Source organism: Pseudomonas sp. D5(2026), assembly GCF_057766845.1.
The window spans coordinates 2,602,500-2,623,052 of the sequence record NZ_CM173421.1 but is presented as its reverse complement, the minus strand read 5'-3'; the positions used below and the strand labels follow the sequence as shown (position 1 = coordinate 2,623,052).

The following is a 20,553-nucleotide window of genomic DNA, read 5'->3' as shown; positions in this document are numbered from 1 at the left end:
CACGGTCTACCTTGTCCACCGAACTTCTAAGGAGCACAACCATGAAGCAGATCCTGATCATTGGTGCGGGCTTTGCCGGCCTGTGGAGCGCGCTCAGCGCCATCCGCCAGCTTGACCTCAACGCCAGCAAGGACGTCGAGGTCACCTTGCTCGCACCCCAGGCTGAACTGCATGTGCGTCCGCGCTTCTACGAGCCAGACGTGCATACCATGGCCGCACCACTGCAGGCACTGCTCGATGTTGTAAATGTCCGCTTCGTGCCGGGCACGGCATTCCATATCGATGAAGCGGCCCGCCGCGTGGGCTATCGCACCCGCAGTGGCACTCGGTGCGCCCTGCCCTACGACCGCCTGATCATGGCCTGCGGCAGTGTGCTCGATCGCCCTGACATGGTTGGCATCGAGCATGTCTTCGATGTCGACAAGCTCGACAGTGCCGCACGCCTGGAAAACCACCTGAAGTCGCTGGCCAGCCTGCCGAACACGCCGGCGCGCAATACCGTGGTGGTAGCCGGGGGCGGTTTTACCGGCATCGAAACGGCCACCGAACTGCCGGCCCGCTTGCGCGCGATACTGGGCGAAGACGCCGCGTTGCGCGTAGTGGTAATCGACCGCGGCGCCAGGATTGGCGCAGCCCTGGGTGACGGCATCCGCCCAGCCATCGAGCAGGCGTGCGAGGCCCTGGGCGTGGAGTGGGTTTGCGGTGCCACGGTGGTTTCGGTAGACCCTGCCGGTGTACAGCTGGACAACGGCCAGCGTATCGACGCCAGCACGGTGGTCTGGACTGTTGGCTTCAAGGCCAACCCGCTCACCGAACAGATCAGCGGCGAGCGCGACAACCGCGGCCGTTTGCATGTCGATGGCAACCTGAAGGTCAAGGGCAATGAGGCCGTGTATGCAGCTGGAGACGTGGCTTACGCCACCTGTGACGCGCTTGGCAATCATGCCGTGATGTCGTGCCAGCATGCGATTCCGCTGGGGCGCCATGCGGGCAACAATGCCGCTGCCGAGTTGCTGGGCGTGGCACCGATGGCTTACAGCCAGCCCAAGTACGTGACGTGCCTGGACCTGGGGGCCTGGGGCGCGGTGTACACCGAAGGATGGGACCGTGTGGTTTCGCCACCGGAGGACAAGACCGAAGCCAAGGCGCTGAAGCGCCAGATCAATTCAGTGTGGATTTATCCGCCAGCGGCTGACCGGGCAGCGGCCCTGGCGGCAGCTGATCCGCTTATCCCGGTGGCCTGAACGCTTCTACAGGTTGGAGTGGCCTTGTGCTTCGACAAGGCCACGCCTGCAACCAACCGCTCCCTTGATCAGGCAGCAGCAAACAGCTCGTTGGCGATCTGCGCCTGTGCAGCATCGATCGCCTGGCTGCGCTGCTCCGGGCCATAGGCCAGGCCGTGGGCGCGGACAATTTCCAGGTCGGTAATCCCAATGAAGCCCAGGAACACTTTCAGGAAGTCTTCATGCCCGGCGCCGGTCGGCTGGCCAGCGTGCAGGCCACCCGCGGTGGAAACCAGCACCACTTTCTTGTTGCCGCACAGGCCTTCCGGGCCTGCTTCAGTGTAACGGAATGTCTTGCCGGCGACGGCCACACGGTCAATCCAGGCTTTTAGCTGGGTCGGCACGGTGAAGTTGTACATTGGCGCGCCAATTACCACGGCATCGGCAGCCAGGAACTCTTCGAGCGTCTCTGCGCTGAGCTTGGCTTCGAAAGCCTGGGCCGCGTCGCGTACGTCTTCAGGGGTGCCTGCAGCCACCAGGGTGGCGGCGGAGAAGTGGGCAATGGCATCGGCAGCCAGGTCGCGGTAAATCACTTCAACGCTCGGGTCTGCAGCCTTCCAGGCTTCGACCACTTCACGGCTCAACTGGCGCGAGGCGGAATTGTCGCCCAGGATGCTCGAATCGATGTGCAACAGTTTCATGGGACTCTCCTGTGATTGAAGACCGCATCTGTGGGCGATCACGATGGGGTAGATCCTACCGAAGTGACCAATAGCTGATAAGTAAGCGAAAATGCGTTAGTTTGTCCCACAGATGGAACAGTGAGACATTCCCATGCAAGACCTCAACGACCTCTTCTATTTCGCGCGCGTCGTCGAAGCCGGCGGATTCGCCGCCGCCGGGCGCCAGCTGGGTATCCCCAAGTCGCGCCTGTCGCGGCGTATCGCCGAGCTTGAAGAGCGCCTTGGCACACGTCTGTTGCAGCGCACCACACGGCAACTCAAGCTCACCGCAGTAGGTGAACGTTACTTGCATCATTGTCAGGCCATGCTGCTGGAGGCCGAAGCCGCCGACGAAACCGTGGCCAGCATGAGCAGTGAGCCGCGCGGGCGTTTACGGGTTTCCTGCCCGGTGGCACTGGCACACGCCTTCCTGCCGGATGTGATCAGCCGCTTTCTTGAGCAGTACCCGCTGGTGCAACTGGACATGGTATTGCTCAACCGCCGGGTCGACCTGATTTCCGAAGGCATTGACGTAGCGTTGCGCGTACGCGACCTGGGCGACGAAGACCCGGCCCTGGTTACCCGCCGCCTGCGCCAGGCACAGATGCAACTGGTGGCCGCGCCCGGCTTTGCCGACCACATTCGCGAACCGGGCGAGTTGGCATCATTGCCAGTGCTGGGCGCAGCCGAAGCAGACCGACTGGTACACTTTCGCTTGATCGGCCCCCATGGCAAGCAGCAGGAAATAGCGCTGGAGCCGCGCTTGGCGATCGATGATTTCGTAGTACGTAATGCAGCTGTACGTGCCGGTCTGGGGTTCACTGCGCTGCCCAGCATGTTTTGTGAAGAGGAACTGGAACGCGGCGAACTGGTGCGCTTGCTGCCAGACTGGTCGCTGCCGGGTGGCTACCTGCAGGCGGTTTACCCACACCGGCGGGGCCTACTGCCTGCGGTCCGGGTGTGGATCGATCACCTGGCGGCGTCATTCGAGGCTTGTGGAGAGCGGTATGTCTGAACGGAAAATGAGCGAAGCCCAGGTGGCGGCATTTTGCCTGAGCCTGCCGGGTGCGCGGGAAGACTACAAATGGGGCGGCATCCGAGTGTTTTCGGTGGCAGAAAACAAGATGTTCGCGGTGCTCGACCTGGCGAGTGCCGGGTTGTCGTTCAAGGTGGCCGACGAGCTGTTTCTGGGTTATTGCGATCGCCCCGGGATACGGCCGGCACCCTACCTGGCGCGGGCGCGATGGGTCAGCATGGCGCCGCCCTACCCCATGGGGCGTGATGAACTGTGTGACCTGTTGCAGCACTCGCACCAGCTGGTAGTGCGTCGGTTGCCCAAGCGATTGCAGACGGGGTTGGTCATGTGATCTGGCTGTACCGGCCCTTTCGCGGCATTACCCGCGAAGAGGCCGGCACAACTGCACATCAACCAAAGGGCAGATAACGCCCCTCAAGAAACAGCCAGTCTGCCCAGAACACCTGATGCACCAGCACAATCCCCCAGCACACCAACTGGAACGAGACCTTGCGGGTCTTGTGCCGAAACAGTTGCTGCGCCAATAACGCCCCCGGCCAACCACCGAGCAGCTCACTGGCATGCAGCACTTTCTCGGGTGTACGCCAGGCCTGCGTACGTGCCTGCTGCTTGTCCTGCCAATACAGCAACAGGCTGATCAGGCTCATGGCCGGGTACAACGCCAACGGCCACCAGGTCTGATCGTTCCAGGCCATGCGCGCCGCCCCCCAACCGGGCAACAGGCAAAGCACGCCCAACAGCAGCAGCTTCAGGCGCACATTGCGCACGCCTTCAGCCCGTTGCCCGCGCATTGCCTCAGCCATGAGCTGTGGACCAGTCAACCCAACCAAACTGCCAGGTCGCCAGAATGAGCAAGCCGAACACAATGCGATACCAGGCAAATGCCGCGTAGCTATGGTTGGCAATGAACTTGAGCAACGCCCGTACGGCGATCATGGCGAAGATGAACGAGGTCACGAAGCCGATCGCAAACACCGGCAGATCGCCGGGCTGGAACAGGTCGCGGTACTTGTAGCCCGAATACACCGCCGCACCGACCATGGTCGGCATTGCCAGGAAGAACGAGAACTCGGTCGCTGCCTTGCGCGACAGGCCGAACAGCAAGCCACCGATAATGGTCGAACCGGAGCGCGACGTGCCCGGGATCATCGCCAGGCACTGGACGAAGCCGATTTTCAGCGCATGGCTCCAGCGCATGTCGTCCACATGGTCTACCTGCACGCGGTGCTCACGGCGCTCGGCCCAGAGCATGATGACGCCACCCACCACCAGTGCCGCCGCCACGGTGACGGGGTTGAACAGGTATTCGTGAATAAGGTCAGCAAAAAGCACACCCAGTACCACCGCCGGCATGAACGCCAACAGCAGGTTGCCCGTGAAGCGGCGCGCCTTGGGCTGGTGGGTCAGGCCGAAGACCACTTCGAAAATCTTGCTGCGAAACTCCCACACCACCGCCAGGATCGCCGCCAACTGAATGATGATATTAAAAGCCATGGCCCGTTCGCCGCCAAAACCGATCAGGTCGGCGACGATAATCTGATGGCCCGTACTGGAGATCGGCAGAAACTCCGTCAGCCCTTCGACCACGCCTAAGATGATTGCCTGGAAGGCAGTCCAAAAATCCATCATTCCCCCGGATGAAGCGCTGCTTGTTGCAGGCCCCTTGTTCTTGATTTGCTTGAGATTGCCGTACATGGCCCGGCTGTTTTACAGCGACTGTTGGGCGCAACGCCAGTGGAAAAGTTCACGCCTGTTAAAGGTTTCATCTTGCGCGGCCGAAATCCTGACAGAGCCCCTTTGCAATCGCTTTACGCGACCTGCGGCAGACTATCACCAACATAGCACTTAGCCATTAGTCGGGTGGGGGCTCGCTGCAAAGCATGCTTCGATGCACCTCAATAAAAAGAACAATGCGGGAGCTGATGGATGAACACTCTGAGATCGATGTCAATCAGTCGGCGCCTGTGGCTGATCCTTGTAGTAGCGGTAGCCATGCTGGTGGTACTGGGCCTGCTGATGCTGCGGCAGATCCATGGTGACCTGTACCAGGCCAAGGCGGAGAAAACCCGCCATGTGGTGCAGACCGCCGCGGGTGTGTTGGCCTATTACCAAGGCCTGGAAGCTGCCGGCACGCTCAGCCGCGAAGCCGCCCAGCAACAGGCACTGCAGGTCGTGCGCGCGCTGCGCTACGACCATGACGACTATTTCTGGATCAACGACCTGGGGCCGAAGATGATCATGCATCCGGCCAACCCCAAGCTCGACGGCCAGGACCTTTCAGCCATCCGCGATCCCGATGGTTTCGCCGTGTTCAACGAAATGGTCGCCCTCGCCCGTCAGCAGGACGCCGGCCCCGTCAACTATCGCTGGCCCAAGCCCGGCGCCAGTGAGCCGGTAGCCAAGACTTCCTATATTCAGCTGTTCAAGCCGTGGGGCTGGATCATCGGTTCGGGCGTGTATGTGGATGATGTGCAGGCCGAATTTGCTCGCCAGTTGCGCGACGCTTCGCTGGTCGGCGTCGGCATTGCCCTGCTGATGGCGCTGGTGGTCATGCTGATTGCCCGCAGCATCGCCCGCCCGCTGCAGGAAGCGGTGCAGGCCATGGGCAACATCGCCAGCGGCGAAAGCGACCTGACCCGGCGCCTGGACACCCATGGCAGCGACGAAATCACCCACCTGGGCGAGCACTTCAACCGTTTCAACGGAAAACTCCAAGGCGTAGTCGGCCAACTGCAAGGCGCGGCCCACGCGCTGGCCCAGTCCGCCGGGCACGTCGGTGACAATGCGGGTGCCGCACAACAGCGCAGTGCCCAGCAATCGCTACAGATGGACCAGGTGGCCACTGCAGTCAATGAGGTGACCTACGCCGTGCAGGACGTGGCCAAGACCGCTGAACAGGCCGCCGGAGAGATGCGCACGGCACAACAACAAGTGACCCACGGCCAGCAGGCCATCCACGGCAGCCTGGCGCAGATCGACCGCCTGTCGCTGACCATCGATCAGGCCGTACAGGTGATTCGCGACCTGGCCGGGCACAGCACACGCATTGGCGGCGTGCTGGACGTGATTCGTTCCATTGCCGAACAGACCAACCTGCTGGCGCTGAATGCCGCCATCGAGGCGGCGCGGGCCGGCGAGCAAGGCCGAGGCTTTGCCGTAGTCGCCGACGAAGTGCGACTGCTGGCCCAGCGTACAGCCCAATCGACGGCCGAGATTCATACCATGATCGAGCACCTGCAGAGCCAGTCGGACGCTGCGGTCAAGGCCATCGATACCAGCAGCGAGGCATCGCGCCAGACCGTCGAACAGGCACGCGAGGCCGGCGCCAGCCTGGACGCCATCAACCAGGTACTTAACAACCTCACCGCATTGAATGCCTCCATCGCCAGCGCCACCTTGCAGCAGTCGCATGTGGTCGAAGAGATCAACCGCAATGTACTGGATACCGCCGGGTTGTCGCAGCAGACCGCCGATGCGGCGCGCCAGTCCAGCGATGCCGGGGTGGCGCTGGGGCAGTTGAGCGTGGAACTGGAGCAGTTGTTGCGCCAGTTCCGGGTCTGAGAACAAGCCCTTGTTGGGAGCGGGCATGCCTGCTCCTGCAGGTATCGAGTGACCTTGAGGCCTGCGCTGCGCCTGTGGGAGCGGGCATGCCCGCGAAGGAAGCAACGCGGTGGGCGGCACCGGCGCTGCCGGTGTTCGCGGGTGAACCCGCTCCTACCAGGGGGCATCCCGCCGCTGCGCCCTACACCTTCCGCGGCCGACCCGCTACAATCGCGCCCCTCCCCCGTAGCCTCCAAGGATCGCCGATGTCCGGCCTTGAACTCATTGCCGCCGTCCTCGGCGTAACCGCTGTCTGGCTCACGGTCAAGCAGAACGCCTGGTGCTGGCCTATCGGCCTGGTCATGGTGCTGATCTATGGTTGGCTGTTCTACGAGGTAAAGCTGTATTCGGGCATGTTGCTGCAAGTGGCCTACGCCATCCTGCAACTGTACGGCTGGTGGCAGTGGAAACGCCCCGACCACGCTGAAGACGCCCGCCAGGTCTCCCGCCTGCAACGCCCGGCATTGTTCACCGGCCTGACCGCCGGGGTGCTGCTGAGCGCCGCCCTGGGCGCAGCCATGGCCAACTGGACCGATGCCGCCCTGCCCTGGCTGGACGCCACCCTGACCGGCTTCAGCCTGGTGGCGCAACTGTGGATGGCACAGAAACGCCTGCAGTGCTGGCCACTGTGGGTCGTGGTCGACATCATCTATGTGGGCCAATACCTGCATCAGCAGCTGTATTTCACCGCAGGCTTCTTTGCCGTGCTCACCTTGATTGCTGTACGCGGCTGGCTGGAATGGCGCCGCGACCCGGCGCTGGTACAGCCATGAGTACGCAACAAGCCATGAAAGTGCTGGTACTGTGCGGCCCGGAATCCAGTGGCAAAAGCTGGCTTAGCGGGGTGATCCAGGCACATTTTGGTGGCGTGGTGGTGGGCGAGTACGTGCGCCACTTCATCGACCAGCAATGCCGTGACACCTGCTATGCCGATATTCCCGCCATCGCCCGCGGGCAATTGGCATGGGAGGACCGTGCGCGCGAGCAGGCGCCACCGCTGCTAATTCTCGACACCCACCTGCTGAGCAACATGCTTTGGAGCCGCGCGCTGTTCGACGACTGCCCAACCTGGCTGGAAGAAGCCCTGCTGGCACGGCGTTATGACCTGCACCTGTTGCTCAGCCCGCAAGGGGTGGACTGGATTGCCGATGGCCAGCGTTGCCAACCCGACCTCAGCGATCGTCAACGCTTTTTCGACGACAGCCTGGCCTGGCTGAAGCGGCATAACCAGCCGCGCCAAATCCTTAATGGCAATTGGCCGCAGCGCCAATTGCTGGCCTTGCAAGCGGTTGCTACGCTGCTTGGTGGCGATGCGCCAGCCTTCCCGACCGAGTGTTAAACCACTGATACATACCGCTGGGGCAAACCCCCCGAAATTGCGGGGTTCCCCCCCCCGCCCAGGGCCAGTGTCAAGCGCGTGAAACACACTTGCAAAAACCCTTCCAATCAAGGCCGCTGCTGCCTTTGCCGGCAACGCTCAAGGCAGGCTGTTTCACTAATGAGACATGCAAGCGCCGTATTTTGTCAGCCTCTTGCCCTAACTATCTGACCTGAAAAGGATTCTAAAAAGCGGCACACCTTCTGCTCTGTCGTTCGCATTGCTGACCAGGGCCAAAGAAGGAGTTGCCGCCGTGAGGAAAAGTGACAAACGCCTCTATCACCTATTACTGGTGGGTTGTGTACTGGGGTCACTAAGCCTGACGGCTCAGGCGGACAAGGGGATCATCATCATCAAGCGCGATGTGCAGGTGCGCAACGCAACCATTCCCCCCCTGATCCCAGACCCAAGCCCTACCACCGTCAATGCCAACCCGTCGGCCTACGTGCTCAAGCAAACCAGCGAGCTGAGTGATGGCGACTTCGCCAGCGTCAGCAGTGGCGCAGGCATCAGCAACATGATCACCCAGCAGACCAACAACCTGGGTGGCAACCTCGGCAACCAGAACCAGCTTCCCAACTTGGCGGGCGGACGCGGTACGGGGTCGGGTAACGGTATCTCGAACATGGTCAACTCAAGCGTGCAGCGTGGCCTCGCGCCGCTGCAGATTCTGACCGGCGGAGGCAAGTGAGATGAAGCGCACATTGCTGATGCTGGCCGCCCTTTGCACTGCACCGGCCTTCGCGCAATCCCTGGTTCCCGTCATCAATAACGCTGATATCGACAGCTCCGGCAGCCGCTATCAGGGCAACCTCTCTGTCAACCAGGCCGCTGGCGACAAACAGCAGCAGGTCAATGCGCGTGCCATCGCCGTCGGCCCCGAAGCCCATGCAAGTACCCAGATCCGGCAACGGCTCAACACGCCCGCCGACCCCGCAATGGACGCCCGCTCGACCATCCAGGGCAACGCGTTCAGCAACGGCAGCGGCGCCCTGGGGGTCAACCAGAGTGCAGGCGCCAACACCCAGCAAGCCAACGCACTGAACATCAGCATTGGTGCGCAGCCGCAAAGCATCGACGACAGCGTCCTCATGCAACAGAACGTGGCGCTGATCAACAACTCCGGAGCAACTGACATTCCAGCAGGCTATCGCCAGGTCACCACCAGTGACCAGGCCTTCACCGGTAGCCGGGGGGTGATCCAGTTGAACCAGAGTGCCGGGGTGGGAAACCGAATGGCCAACACCTTGAGCATCCGGGTCGCGGATTGACCCTGCAGTTAAGAACGACACTTAACCTAATAGCGTACGGAGAATCACCATGAAACCCTCGATGGCAATCAAGCCTCTGGTTTTCGCAATTGCTGCGGTCATGGCTGTTGCTGTACAAGCTGGGCAAAATGATCGGCGTAATGACCACCATAACGGCCACCATAACAATGGTCATCACACGCCTCCACCCACCAAGATCCCTGTGTATGCAACGGCCAATGCCTGGGATACCCAGACCAGCACGCGTAACCGCATCACCAACCAAGGCACCATCAACGATGCCGAGATGAGTGACTCTGGCACCGGCTCCAGCGGCAACGTTGGCATAAACGTGGCGGCCGGTAACGGCAACCAGCAAGATAACGCCGCCGCCATTGCCAACGCAGGCTCCGACTCGAGCCTGGACAACAGCTTCGTGTTCGGCATGGCCAATGCCACGGCTGACGTTGTGCAAACCAGCAGAAACAACCGGGTCGACAACTATTCGACCCAGTCTTCGGCTGTGATGAGCGGTTCAGCCAGCGGGGCTGAGGGCAACATTGGCATCAACATTGCCGGTGGCGACCTCAACCAGCAGAAAAACACCATGGCCATCGCCAACACCGGCGCCCCGTTGGGTAACGCCACCGCCACCGCTTCGGCCAATCAGGACGGCCCAGGCCTGATTGTAAACAACAGCGCTGACCGCACCTACCGGGTGGATACGATTACCATCACCAAGTCGGCCAGCGGTTCAAGCTCGCGTGATGGCTCGTTCAACTCGACCGACGACCGCAGCTCGTCCTCGAGCTTCAGCCTTGCCGGTGCGCATAGCGCCAGCTCCAGCGGCTCCAGTGGCTGGAACTCCAGCGGCTCGCAATCCAGCAACGCCAGCGGCTCCCACAACTCGAGCGCAAGTGGCTCGAGCGGCTGGGGTGCCAGTGGCTCTGCCAGCGGCAGCCACAGCGCGTCGAGCAGCGCCAGCCTGTCAGCTTCGCTGGACGCTGCAGCCAACGCCACGAGTACCCATACCACCGACTATGGCCGTTACGAGCGCAGCCACACCAACTCCTTCGATGGTTCGCTGAGTGCGTCGCTGGATGCATCGGTCGACAAGTCGCACGAAAGTGCATACGACTCGTCGTTCGAGAAAGCATTCGACTCCAACTACGACAAGTCGCATCAATCGGCGTATGACAAGTCGAAAGACTCTTCGTACTCCAAGTCTCACGACTCTTCGTACGAGAATGCTTCAGCGTCCGATTTCTCGAAGTCTGGCGAGCAATCGAAACAATCCTCGAACGACGTTTCGAAGAGCTACAGCGAAAGCAGCGCTTACGACTTGAGCAATACTGTGTCCTTCCAAGTGCTGACCCCGACCGGCTGGGCCAACCCAGTTACCAACACTGCAACCCTTAGCGGTTCGGTGAATGGTGGCAGCGGTAACCTGGGCGTGAACGTAGCAGCCGGTGTGGGCAACCAGCAAAGCAACTCGCTGGCCATCTCCAACACCTCGTTCTGACCGCTGTGCTTGAGGCCCCCTTCGGGGGGCCTTTCTTCAACACACCGTAAGGCACCCGATCATGCGTATTTTCGCCTTGGCGTTTTTGCTGTGCCTGGCCAGCGTGAGCGAAGCTGCACAAATGCCCCTGTCCGTCCTGCCGGGCGGCGCCGTGGTGTTCAAACCGATCCAGAGCTTGCGTGAACGCAAGTTCGCTGACCTGGTGCAACAAAAGACCGACTTCAGCTGCGGCGCCGCCGCGCTGGCAACCATCCTGCGCCAGGCCTACTGGCTGGATGTGGACGAACATCAGATCATCGAAGGCATGCTGGCCCACGCCGACCAGGACCTTGTGCGCACGCAAGGCTTCTCGATGCTCGACATGAAGCACTACGTCGAAAGCCTGGGGATGCGTGCCCGCGGTTACCGGGTGGCGCCCGAAACCCTGCACAGCGTGCGCATTCCCGTCGTGGTATTGATGGATGTGCGCGGCTACAAGCACTTCGTGGTCATGCAGAAAGTCGACAAAGGCTGGGTGTACATCGGTGATCCGGTGCTGGGCCACAAACGATACAAGGTCGATGATTTCCTCAAGGGCTGGAACGGCATCATCTTCGCGGTGATCGGCCAGGGTTACGACAAGAACAACATCCTGCTCGACCCGCCCATGCCACTGACCGCCAAGGGCCGGGTGAACAACTTCACCCCCGTGCAGGACTCAGAGTTGCTGGACTTCGGCTTCATCAGAAGCGACTTCTTCTAACGACTGTTCTAATGACAAGGAGCATGATGCTCCAGGGAGCATTTCATGAAGACTTCATTGTGGTTGGCCATGGCCTGTCTGGCAGCCAGCCTGCCCAGTCACGCAGAGGCATTCAAACCCATCGAACTGAAGGACCAGGAGCTGGCGAACCTGCGGGGCCGCTATGTGATGCCCGGACGAATCGTGAGCTTCGGTATCATCATGTCCAGCACCTGGCAAAATGCCAAAGGGGATGTGATCGGGGCAACGTCCACGCTGCAGGTTCAGCAATCGACCATCAAGCCCCAGTTCTATGTATCGATGATTGATAAAAAAGGCGCAGGTACGGCACCGAACAGCGCTTCTGCTGCCGGGACTGGCGTGGTAACGGGCGGCAACGGCCTGACCACCACCGAAGGTGTGACCCAGGTGGTGCGTGCAGCCGGTGACAACAACGCCGCTTACAACAACGTCGATATCAACGTGACCAAAGCCAACCACGCCCCCGCCGTACAACAGCACGGCCAGGTACTGGCCGCCGGCCAGACCCTGGTCGGGGAGAATGGCGCCGGCGCACTCAGTGTGTCTTCCAGCGGTGTGGGCGTGCAGCTCAACATCAATGCCAGCAACAACCAGGGCAGCAGCGTGCAACGCCTGGCCCAGGGTGGCTTGCTGCAGAACTCGACGCTGCTCGGCAACGGTAACCTGGTCAACAACGTCACCAGCCTGAACGTTGTCATGCGTGAGAGCGTGCCTACAGCGGCTTCGCTCAGCGGTAGCCTCGACCAGCTCAAAGGTCTTCGCACCTTCGGATACTGATCTACGCTCAGTCTCATCGAAAGTAGTTGGAAGGGACGGCAACTCCATGTACCGATCTTTTACGCTCAGAGCTTTTGTGTGCTTGACTGCCTTGGCCCCAGCCACAGCACTTTACGCAGCCGCCGACCCACAGGTCGAAGCGCTGAAACAGGAACTGATTGAACTCAAACGCCGCTATGAGGCACAACAACAGGCACTGATGGTGCTGGAGCAACGTGTGCGCCAGGTCGAGGAGACCCCTGCTGCAGCGCCGCCCAGACGCCTGGTCAGGTCTCCCGCCGAGGGGGTAAAAGGTGCGCAAACCGTCGCTTCTGGGGCTCCGGGCACTACAGGTAGCTCCTACGGCCAGGCGCTGACGGCCGACTCCCAGCCGGCGCAAAGCGTTACCAACCTGTATGACGAAGCCAGCGGATTCTTTGGCGGGGGCAAGTTCAGCTTCGAAACCGGCCTCACCTATACCCATTACGATACCCGTGCGCTGACCCTCAATGGCTTCCTGGCACTGGACTCGATCTTCCTCGGCAGCATCAACCTCGACCGGATCAAGGCTGACAACTGGACCCTGGACATGACCGCGCGCTATAACCTGGCGCAGCGCTGGCAGTTCGATATCAACGTCCCCGTGGTCTACCGCGAGTCCACCTATTCGTCTGGCGGTGCAGGGGGGGCCGGGGCAACCACTTCCGATGCCACCGTGACCCGCGACCCGGAAATCGGCGATATCAACGTCGGAGTGGCCTATAAATTCCTCGACGAGGACGAAACCTGGCCGGACGCTGTGGCTACCCTGCGAGTAAAGGCACCGACCGGCAAGGACCCCTATGGCATCAAACTGCGCGAAGTGGACGGCAACAACAACCTCGCGGTACCGGAAAGCCTACCGACGGGCAACGGTGTATGGTCGATCACACCGGGCATCTCACTGGTCAAGACCTTCGACCCGGCTGTGCTGTTCGGCAGCCTGTCCTACACCTACAACATGCAAGACTCGTTCAGCGACATCAGTCCACAGGTGAACAGCAAGGTGCCGGGTGACGTCAAGCTCGGCGACTCATGGCAGATCGGCGGCGGCATCGCCTTTGCCCTGAACGAAAAGATGAGCATGTCGTTCTCGGTGTCCGACCAGTTCGCCCGCAAGAGCAAGATCAAACCTGATGGCGGCGACTGGCAATCGATTTCCAACAGTGACTACAACGCCGCCAACTTCAACATTGGCATGACCTTCGCCGCCACCAACAACCTGACCATCGTACCCAACCTGTCCATTGGTCTGACCGATGATGCACCTGACTTTTCCTTCAGCCTGAAATTCCCTTATTACTTCTGATAGTTGCCATCGGCCGGGGCTGTGCGAACAACCCCGGCTTGGTTACCAACCTTGTAATCGACCGCCTTCCCTGCCCTGGCCTGTTATCATCAAGCACAGATGCATGACGATTTAATGGCAAAAGGGAAGTTTTTGTGAAGAACCTGTCCGACCACCCACGCACCCGGTTTGCCGCTTTGGCGGCCCTGGTGTTGGTGATCCCACTGGGTACGCGCACCATGCTGGGTTGGTCCAACCCGTTCGGTTACCTGTCCGACCTCGCCCTTGGCAGCCTGTTGATCGTGCTGCTACACCGCAGGCCGTGGTGGCTTGCGCTGCCCGTGCTGCTGGCCTGGGCGGCGCTGTGGGTGGCCTCGGCCGAACTGGTAAGCGCAGTGGGCCGACTGCCCACCAGCGCCGACCTGAACTACCTGTTCGACCCGCAATTCATGGAGAATTCAACCGGTGGCGGCCTGGCCCATGCCTGGCTGCCCTGGGCCCTGGGTGGCGGCTTGCTGGCTTGGCTGGCCTGTGCGTGGCGCAGCCGTGCACAGGCCAGCCAGCCACTGCCGCGCACGGCCTGGGCCATACCCGTACTGCTGTTTGGCGCGCATTGGGGCAGCCAGCAGTTGCTACCTTCCGATGCCGACCAGTGGCGGCAATACAACCTCCCCCACCAGTTGATGTCTGCCGGGGTCGGTAACCTGCAACGCCAGGTCGAAGGCTGGATGGGCCGCACACAAACCTTCACCCCGCTCGCCAGCAGCGGCCTGACTCAATCCGACCTGCATGGGCAAAGGCTGCTTGCCGGCCCGGGAAGCGCCCGCAACTTGCTGGTGATTACCATGGAAGGCATCCCCGGCGCCTACCTGCGGCCTAACCGCCAGGCGCTGAACAGTCGTTTCAATGAGGACTTGATGCCCAGGCTCAGCAAGTGGGCCGAGCGCGGCATGAACACCCCAGACTACGTGCTGCACACCCACCAGACCATCCGTGGCCTGTATGCGATGCTGTGCGGCGATTACGACAAGCTGGCCAATGGCACGCCCAAGGGCGTGGAACTGCTGACCCAGAACGAACGCAACCAGGCCTGTCTGCCGGCACAATTGCGCCAGGCCGGTTTCACCACCCACTACCTGCAAGGCGCGGGCCTGCGCTTCATGGCCAAAGACCGCATCATGCCGCACATCGGTTTCGATTCGGTGCATGGTCAGGAGTGGTTCAGCAACAAGAACTACCTGGACTTCCCATGGGGCAAGGATGACCGCGCCTTCTTCGAAGGCGCCCTGGGCTATGTGGGCCAGTTGCAGAAGCAGGACAAGCCATGGATGCTGACGCTGCTCACCGTGGGCACCCACCAGCCCTATTCGGCGCCGGCCGAGTACCTCAAGCGCTACGACACACCGAAACAGGCAGCGGTCGCCTACCTGGATGACGCGGTCGGGGCATTTCTAGACAATCTCGAGCGCCAGGGCGTCCTCAAGGACACACTGGTGGTGCTGACTTCCGACGAGTCCCACGGCATCGATGGCGTGCGCCTGGCCTCGTCCTGGGGCTTCAACCTTACCCTGGCGCCAGAGCAGGCCCAACTGCCAACCATCAAGCGCGGTACTTACGGTCACATCGACCTGGCCGCCTCGCTGCTCGACTACTTCGCACTGCCCATTCCTGTCGCGCTTGGCGGCCGCTCGTTGTACCGCGACTACGACAGCGGCCGAGAGATGATCTCTTACACCAACGGCATGCTGCGCTACCACAACGGCCAGGGCCTGTTCACCGAATGTGACTTCCAGCAGCGCTGCCGGCGTTATGCCAGTGAAGGCTTCATCGCCGACCAGGCCCGCTACCTCGGTCCGGCCGACAGCCTGCTGGGCCAGCAGATCAGCGCCCTGGCCGGGGTGCTCGACCAATCCTTGCTGCAAACCCCGCTCAACCTGCGTTACCAGTTCGGCGGCCCTTCACCGATCAAGTTGCGCAAGCGCATTCACGATGACTGGGCCGACAACCTGATTGGCGCCCAGTACCTGGAAATGCCTGAAGGCTCGCACACCCGCGTGCGGGTCAAGGTACGCTCGCTGGACCCCAAACGTGTGGCCTATATCCGGCTCAAGGCCAAGCAGTTGGAACAAGACGTGCCGCTGGGCCTGCCAGAAGAGGTGAAGGTCACCGCCGACGCGCCCCTGGAGATGGAGTTCAGCTTCGACAACCCGACCGAGCGCAAGGCGTTTTCCTTCCATTTGCTGGGCTATGGCGGCGGCAAGGTAGAAGTCAGCGACTTCAGCGTAATCACCGCCCTGCCTGGCGAGGATGACGGCGCCGATGAACTGGCCGAGGGGCATATCGCCCATTCGGGCTGAGCCGGTACCGCTCATCGCCCGGCCACCGGTGCCTGTCGATTCGACCCGGTCGTACTCGACCAAGGTGTGAATCCCCAGCGAGGAGACAGCACCATGAGCACCAGCGCAAGCAGGCACCCGGTGGTTTCCCGCAGCCAGTGGCTGGCGGCTCGCCAGCAACTGTGGCTGCACGAAAAAGCGTTTACCCACCACCGCGACGCGCTAGCTGCAGCCCGTCGCGCCTTGCCTTGGGTAAAGGTCGAGCAGGATTACCGCTTCTTCGGGCCAGACGGCGCGTTGAGCCTGGCCGACCTGTTCGCAGGCCGCAGCCAGTTGCTGCTTTACCACTTCATGTTCGCCGAGGGCTGGAGCGAGGGCTGCCCCGGCTGCTCTTTTCTGGCCGATCACTTTGACGGCGCCAACCTGCACCTGGCACACCACGATGTGTCGCTGGTGGCGGTGTCTCGGGCGCCGTATGCCGAATTCCAGGCATTTCGCCAGCGCATGGGCTGGCAGTTCCCGTGGTATTCGTCGAATGGCAGCGACTTCAACGAGGACTTTGGCGTCAGTGTCGGCCGTGAAGGCCAGCGGCAGTACAACTATGAGCCGTATGAGGGCAATGAAAGCGAGCTGCCCGGCTTGAGTGCATTTTTCCGCGAAGCCGACGGCAGCGTCTACCACACCTACTCAACCTACGCCCGCGGGCTGGACATACTGGTCAACACCTACAACTTCCTCGACATTGCGCCACTGGGGCGCAACGAAGGTGGGACCATGGACTGGGTGCGGCACCATGACCGCTATGAAGGGCACCCGGAAAAGCCTCACTGTTGTCACAGATGATGCAGGCAACACGCACCTGTGGGAACGGTTTTACCAGCGAACACCGGCAGAGCCGGTGCCATCCACCGCGTTGGTTTCTTCGCGGGCGTGCCCACAGGGTTAGGCATTAACGCTGATGGTTGCCCGCAAAAACGCGTGCATATTTACCACATGTTGCACCGGGACGGGTTCGAGGGCGTACTGGCCGCAAGCGAACAGTTGCCGCTTCACGCTGAACTGGCGGGGGCCAAGAGCGGCGCTCTTCTCCCTCGCCAGTCAAACGCTGCTGGATACCTTGATGCAGGTGCACGCTGACGCGCCGCCAGCCGAATATACCGGGAGGATAATCGGGCTGCCCTTACCCACCTGAGTGGTAGAACAATCAACGGAGCCACCAGTTGCTCGCCGAAAGTCAACACACTGCGCGTTTCGCGACAATACAGAAAATAGACGTTGTATTATTCAGCGTCCACTTTGCCGTATTGAAGCAGATGCAACCATCTTATTTTGGCATTGGTGCCTATCCATCGTATCTCCCGGACGCCTTTGGGTAGACTAGTAGGTACATCCGACAGCAACGGCACCTCAAAGCCATCACCTTCAAAGTCTTTAGAGATGATGTATTGCCTGAAGCACAGCAACCCCAACCCGCCAAAGGTAATCAACCTGTTACGATTGTACGGCCGCGCCGCGAAACGCACGCTTCCGCCCTCGTTGCTGATGGCGGTTTCCCTCCAGAGTGGAATCAACGAACCGAAAGGTAATTTTTTGCGGACCGGGTCACCGTCAAATAATGGCAGTGGATACATATTCACGTTGACTCGCGCCCCAACGGGTGGTTCCACTTCATCGCCTTCGTCGCGCCGTGAAATATTTGCGAGGTTTTGATTGACAATGGAGTTGACATACCCCGGCGTCACAAAATCCAGCAATACCACCTGCGGGGCACTCCAGTTAGCCGGGTAGCTATTAAGATTGTGTGCCAGTTTTTCATTGATGACTTTCGCCATTTTTTCGACCGAATCCGCCCCGCTCTGCGGGGTGCGAGTCCAGTTGAGCATGAAGCCGACGCCATATTCACCCGGCACATGCCTTGCCCACTTACCCAACTGATCTTCAATCACAGCATCTGTGTCTTTCGAATTAGCGTAGTCATCCACAATTTGATACGCATCCCAAGAATTTGGACCCTTTGTTTTTCTATAAAAACCTGAGTCAGGCGCATCCATCAACCCTTCACTGACCACCAGCATTTTCCCGCGCAAATCCTCCAGGATAAATTGGTTCACCGGTTTGCGCTCACCCGGTTCGGCACTGACTTTGTGCAGACGATTCGCATGGCGATTAATCATCGTTTGAATGGCTGAGACGTCAGCGTCGGGTATATGCGTGAAGCTCAAGATCACGAACTCTCCGCGATTTTCTGTCAAGAACGTGTCAACGGAGGTGAGTACTTCGTCGAGCGTCGCGCCGTCGCATCCCGGCCCCGTGCCGGTGCCTGTCCGATGGTAACAAAGCAGTTGACCATCAGCGCGAGCGACCCGGATATCCAGGTAACGAACACCCATCCGGAGTTGCTCCGCAATGGAGGCGCGTTGCGCTCTAGATGCTGCCTCACCAAAGCCTCCCCCGGTGCAATTATGCAGTGGGCCATACATGCCAGCGTTATGGCTGCCGGGAAGCACCATATCTTGCACGCGAGTCGTACCTATCAATCTGGTCATCCACGCCTCGGTGGGCAGCGCATTTAGCGATCCCTCGTATACGAATATTTCGTCGTCCGTGAGCGGCTCTCCGCCGCGCTGAAAATACATCGAGGCATCAAACTCCCCGTACGGCGTCGGCGCCTTACCCTCCACTCGAACCCAACGCTTACCATCGTCCGGGTTGCGGGCACCAATGGCGCCGAACCACCAGTTATTTGATGTTCCTGTATGACCTTGAGCGATGAAAACGTCCTTGAATACCAGCGTTTGGTCCATGCCACTGAAACTACCGCCCGTCACGGTCAGTTTCAACGTGCCTTTGAAACCAAAATTGAGTTTATCGGGAGCATGCCCGAACGTATTCTCGGAATCACTGATGTAGCTACTGAACCAGTTCGCGACAGCGTCCGTACCGTGCCGCCCCACCTTGAAGCTCATAGTTCCATTGCTGGAGAAACTTCTTGTAAACGGTGGGTCGATATAGTTATCAGGATCTTGGCCACTGGAAACCTTCGCCGACGTAATTTCGTAGGAGCCGTAAACAATCTCGTTAGCCGTTCCAAAGGGTTGGCCATATTTGGACCGGAAATGCACCTTGTTATCGTGATACGTCTGCTCCACGTCTGCCTGCGGTTGAACTGCCTCGGCTCGCGCCTTTTTCCCGGCGAGCAGTACCAAAGGACGAAATGCCCAGGTCGCGCCAAGCGTACTCAACTGTTCAAAATTACAAGCCCCGTGGACAATTCTTTCCTCAGCATCCCTAATCCAATAGGGAAGAGCGAATTCATAGTCCGAAAGATCACCTGTAAAACCATCAGCGTACAGACTGAACCTGACACCTGACCCGTCGTGATATAAAATCTCCCAACCATCGGCGTATTGTACTTCTGACTGACCGTCAGTCTGCAGACTGTGCTTCACGAAGGGTGAATTGGTATCGCTCAACGGAGCACTTTCACTAGCTGCGGAGGGTGCTGCGTTCATTGTGGGTCTGACCGTTCCAATCCTTCGCCTCCAACGGCCATCAGGGTTGGTAAGTGTCACTACCTCCATGTCAAACATACCAGGCCTGACAAGCATGGCCGGACGTTCAATTTCTTCGAATTCGCCCCAGTCTACCGGGTCTGTACATTGCTTAGGGGTGTAGACACGGATGAGCACGTCCCCGGAGGGACTGATATAACTGATCTCTTCGAATTCGTCGCTCGCCAGTTCAGTCATGACCATCCACCTGCTTCCGTTATAGGGGATGTCAGCATTGCACTCGGCAAGCACAGGCTGCTACTGGCAAAAATATCAGTTCTGGGGCTGGGAAATAGCAAACGCGAAGACGAAAAAAACCCCGGAAAGCCTTGAGCTACCGGGGCCCGTGCCCTTGGCCATCGACAAGCAACTGTTGCCAGCGTTGGCGCAGTTCAACAAACGCGCGTAATTCATTTACCACCGGTCCCTTCGCGGGACAAGCCCGCAGGGACCTCGATCTGTCAGGCTCGCGCACCCAGCATCCCGCGCTCGACGATAAAGTCGATCACCGCCTGCAACCCCTCGCCCTTCTTCAGGTTGCTAAAGGTCCAGGGCCGCTGCGGCCGCATGCGCCGGGTGTCGCGTTCCATCACTTCCAGTGAAGCCCCTACATAAGGGGCCAGATCGGTCTTGTTGATCACCAGGAAGTCGGACTTGGTAATGCCTGGGCCGCCCTTGCGCGGGATCTTCTCGCCCTCGGCCACGTCGATCACGTAGATGGTCAGGTCGGCCAGCTCCGGGCTGAACGTAGCGCTGAGGTTGTCACCGCCGCTTTCCACGAAAATGACTTCGAGGTTACCGAACTTGCGCGCCAGCGCTTCGACTGCCGCCAGGTTCATAGAGGCGTCTTCACGAATGGCCGTGTGCGGGCAGCCGCCGGTCTCCACGCCGACGATGCGCTCCGGCTCAAGGGCGCCGGCCTCGGTGAGAATACGCTGGTCTTCCTTGGTATAGATATCGTTGGTAACCACGGCAATCTGGTAGTGATCGCGCATGGCCTTGCACAGCGCTTCCAGCAGTGCGGTCTTGCCAGAGCCGACCGGGCCGCCGACACCGACGCGCAGGGGTTGTTGATAGCTTTGCATGCAG

General features: G+C 60.3%; 19 protein-coding genes and 1 pseudogene. 15 read left to right on the top strand and 5 right to left on the bottom strand.

The features are described 5' to 3' along the window. Positions 1 to 41 precede the first annotated feature (41 nt). Entirely contained in the window at positions 42 to 1,244 is a 1,203-nt protein-coding gene (locus AC3B5Q_RS12060) for an NAD(P)/FAD-dependent oxidoreductase (protein WP_028697219.1), read from the top strand. 68 nt (positions 1,245 to 1,312) lie between these two features. On the opposite strand, the gene AC3B5Q_RS12055 is transcribed toward AC3B5Q_RS12060, so the two are convergent. After that, a complete protein-coding gene (locus AC3B5Q_RS12055; RefSeq protein ID WP_021782358.1) occupies positions 1,313 to 1,924 on the bottom strand; it encodes an FMN-dependent NADH-azoreductase in 612 nt (203 codons plus the stop codon). 133 nt (positions 1,925 to 2,057) lie between these two features. Between AC3B5Q_RS12055 and AC3B5Q_RS12050 the strand changes: the two genes are divergently transcribed. Continuing rightward, entirely contained in the window at positions 2,058 to 2,960 is a 903-nt protein-coding gene (locus AC3B5Q_RS12050) for a LysR substrate-binding domain-containing protein (protein ID WP_021782357.1), read from the top strand. Further along, on the top strand, positions 2,953 to 3,312 hold the full coding sequence (locus AC3B5Q_RS12045) for an MmcQ/YjbR family DNA-binding protein (RefSeq protein ID WP_084850763.1): 360 nt from the start codon (positions 2,953 to 2,955) through the stop codon (positions 3,310 to 3,312). The genes AC3B5Q_RS12050 and AC3B5Q_RS12045 overlap by 8 nt, the downstream gene beginning before the upstream one ends. A gap of 58 nt (positions 3,313 to 3,370) precedes the next feature. On the opposite strand, the gene AC3B5Q_RS12040 is transcribed toward AC3B5Q_RS12045, so the two are convergent. Both AC3B5Q_RS12040 and AC3B5Q_RS12035 read right to left on the bottom strand, forming a co-directional pair. Further along, on the bottom strand, positions 3,371 to 3,784 hold the full coding sequence (locus AC3B5Q_RS12040) for a DUF1294 domain-containing protein (RefSeq protein WP_021782355.1): 414 nt from the start codon (positions 3,782 to 3,784) through the stop codon (positions 3,371 to 3,373). Further along, the gene (locus tag AC3B5Q_RS12035; RefSeq protein ID WP_028697222.1) at positions 3,777 to 4,607 is read right to left on the bottom strand and encodes an undecaprenyl-diphosphate phosphatase; all 831 of its coding nucleotides are present in this window, start codon (positions 4,605 to 4,607) and stop codon (positions 3,777 to 3,779) included. Before AC3B5Q_RS12035 ends, AC3B5Q_RS12040 begins: the two co-directional genes overlap by 8 nt. Before the next feature lie 300 nt (positions 4,608 to 4,907). Between AC3B5Q_RS12035 and mcpP the strand changes: the two are divergent. From mcpP to AC3B5Q_RS11975, 12 genes and pseudogenes are all read left to right on the top strand, one after another. Then, positions 4,908 to 5,669: pseudogene (gene mcpP / locus AC3B5Q_RS12030) on the top strand (methyl-accepting chemotaxis protein McpP); the annotation flags it as partial. Positions 5,670 to 5,807: 138 nt separating this feature from the next. Next, entirely contained in the window at positions 5,808 to 6,542 is a 735-nt protein-coding gene (locus AC3B5Q_RS12025; protein WP_407726699.1) for a methyl-accepting chemotaxis protein, read from the top strand. A gap of 245 nt (positions 6,543 to 6,787) precedes the next feature. Beyond that, positions 6,788 to 7,354 (top strand): nicotinamide riboside transporter PnuC, encoded by a 567-nt coding sequence (gene pnuC, locus AC3B5Q_RS12020; protein ID WP_021782352.1) that lies wholly within the window; start codon positions 6,788 to 6,790, stop codon positions 7,352 to 7,354. Further along, on the top strand, positions 7,351 to 7,920 hold the full coding sequence (locus tag AC3B5Q_RS12015) for an ATP/GTP-binding protein (RefSeq protein ID WP_021782351.1): 570 nt from the start codon (positions 7,351 to 7,353) through the stop codon (positions 7,918 to 7,920). The genes pnuC and AC3B5Q_RS12015 overlap by 4 nt, the downstream gene beginning before the upstream one ends. Positions 7,921 to 8,212: 292 nt before the next feature. Continuing rightward, the gene (gene fapA / locus AC3B5Q_RS12010; protein ID WP_021782350.1) at positions 8,213 to 8,650 is read left to right on the top strand and encodes a functional amyloid chaperone FapA; all 438 of its coding nucleotides are present in this window, start codon (positions 8,213 to 8,215) and stop codon (positions 8,648 to 8,650) included. A 1-nt stretch (position 8,651) separates the two neighbouring features. Continuing rightward, positions 8,652 to 9,230, top strand: coding sequence for a fibril amyloid subunit FapB (gene fapB, locus AC3B5Q_RS12005; protein WP_084850764.1), 579 nt, complete (start codon positions 8,652 to 8,654; stop codon positions 9,228 to 9,230). A gap of 49 nt (positions 9,231 to 9,279) precedes the next feature. Then, complete coding sequence (gene fapC / locus AC3B5Q_RS12000; protein WP_021782348.1) at positions 9,280 to 10,731, top strand: amyloid-like fimbrin subunit FapC; 1,452 nt, start codon at positions 9,280 to 9,282, stop codon at positions 10,729 to 10,731. Between the two features lie 61 nt (positions 10,732 to 10,792). Then, on the top strand, positions 10,793 to 11,473 hold the full coding sequence (fapD, locus tag AC3B5Q_RS11995) for a fibril amyloid maturation endopeptidase FapD (protein WP_021782347.1): 681 nt from the start codon (positions 10,793 to 10,795) through the stop codon (positions 11,471 to 11,473). Between the two features lie 45 nt (positions 11,474 to 11,518). Beyond that, complete coding sequence (gene fapE / locus AC3B5Q_RS11990) at positions 11,519 to 12,271, top strand: fibril amyloid subunit FapE (protein ID WP_021782346.1); 753 nt, start codon at positions 11,519 to 11,521, stop codon at positions 12,269 to 12,271. 46 nt (positions 12,272 to 12,317) lie between these two features. Beyond that, positions 12,318 to 13,598, top strand: a complete 1,281-nt coding sequence (fapF, locus tag AC3B5Q_RS11985) for a fibril amyloid transporter FapF (protein WP_028697226.1) — start codon at positions 12,318 to 12,320, stop codon at positions 13,596 to 13,598. Between the two features lie 134 nt (positions 13,599 to 13,732). Further along, positions 13,733 to 15,934 (top strand): LTA synthase family protein, encoded by a 2,202-nt coding sequence (locus tag AC3B5Q_RS11980; protein ID WP_488393097.1) that lies wholly within the window; start codon positions 13,733 to 13,735, stop codon positions 15,932 to 15,934. Positions 15,935 to 16,027: 93 nt separating this feature from the next. Further along, a complete protein-coding gene (locus tag AC3B5Q_RS11975) occupies positions 16,028 to 16,756 on the top strand; it encodes a DUF899 domain-containing protein (RefSeq protein WP_021782344.1) in 729 nt (242 codons plus the stop codon). Positions 16,757 to 17,193: 437 nt separating this feature from the next. Here the strand turns inward: AC3B5Q_RS11975 and AC3B5Q_RS11970 are convergent, their stop codons facing one another. Continuing rightward, the gene (locus AC3B5Q_RS11970) at positions 17,194 to 19,662 is read right to left on the bottom strand and encodes a phosphatidylinositol-specific phospholipase C domain-containing protein (protein ID WP_488393096.1); all 2,469 of its coding nucleotides are present in this window, start codon (positions 19,660 to 19,662) and stop codon (positions 17,194 to 17,196) included. A 263-nt stretch (positions 19,663 to 19,925) separates the two neighbouring features. Continuing rightward, positions 19,926 to 20,549 carry an urease accessory protein UreG gene (ureG, locus tag AC3B5Q_RS11965; RefSeq protein WP_319297951.1) on the bottom strand — a complete coding sequence of 208 codons (624 nt, stop codon included), beginning with the start codon at positions 20,547 to 20,549 and terminating at the stop codon, positions 19,926 to 19,928. Positions 20,550 to 20,553 lie beyond the last annotated feature (4 nt).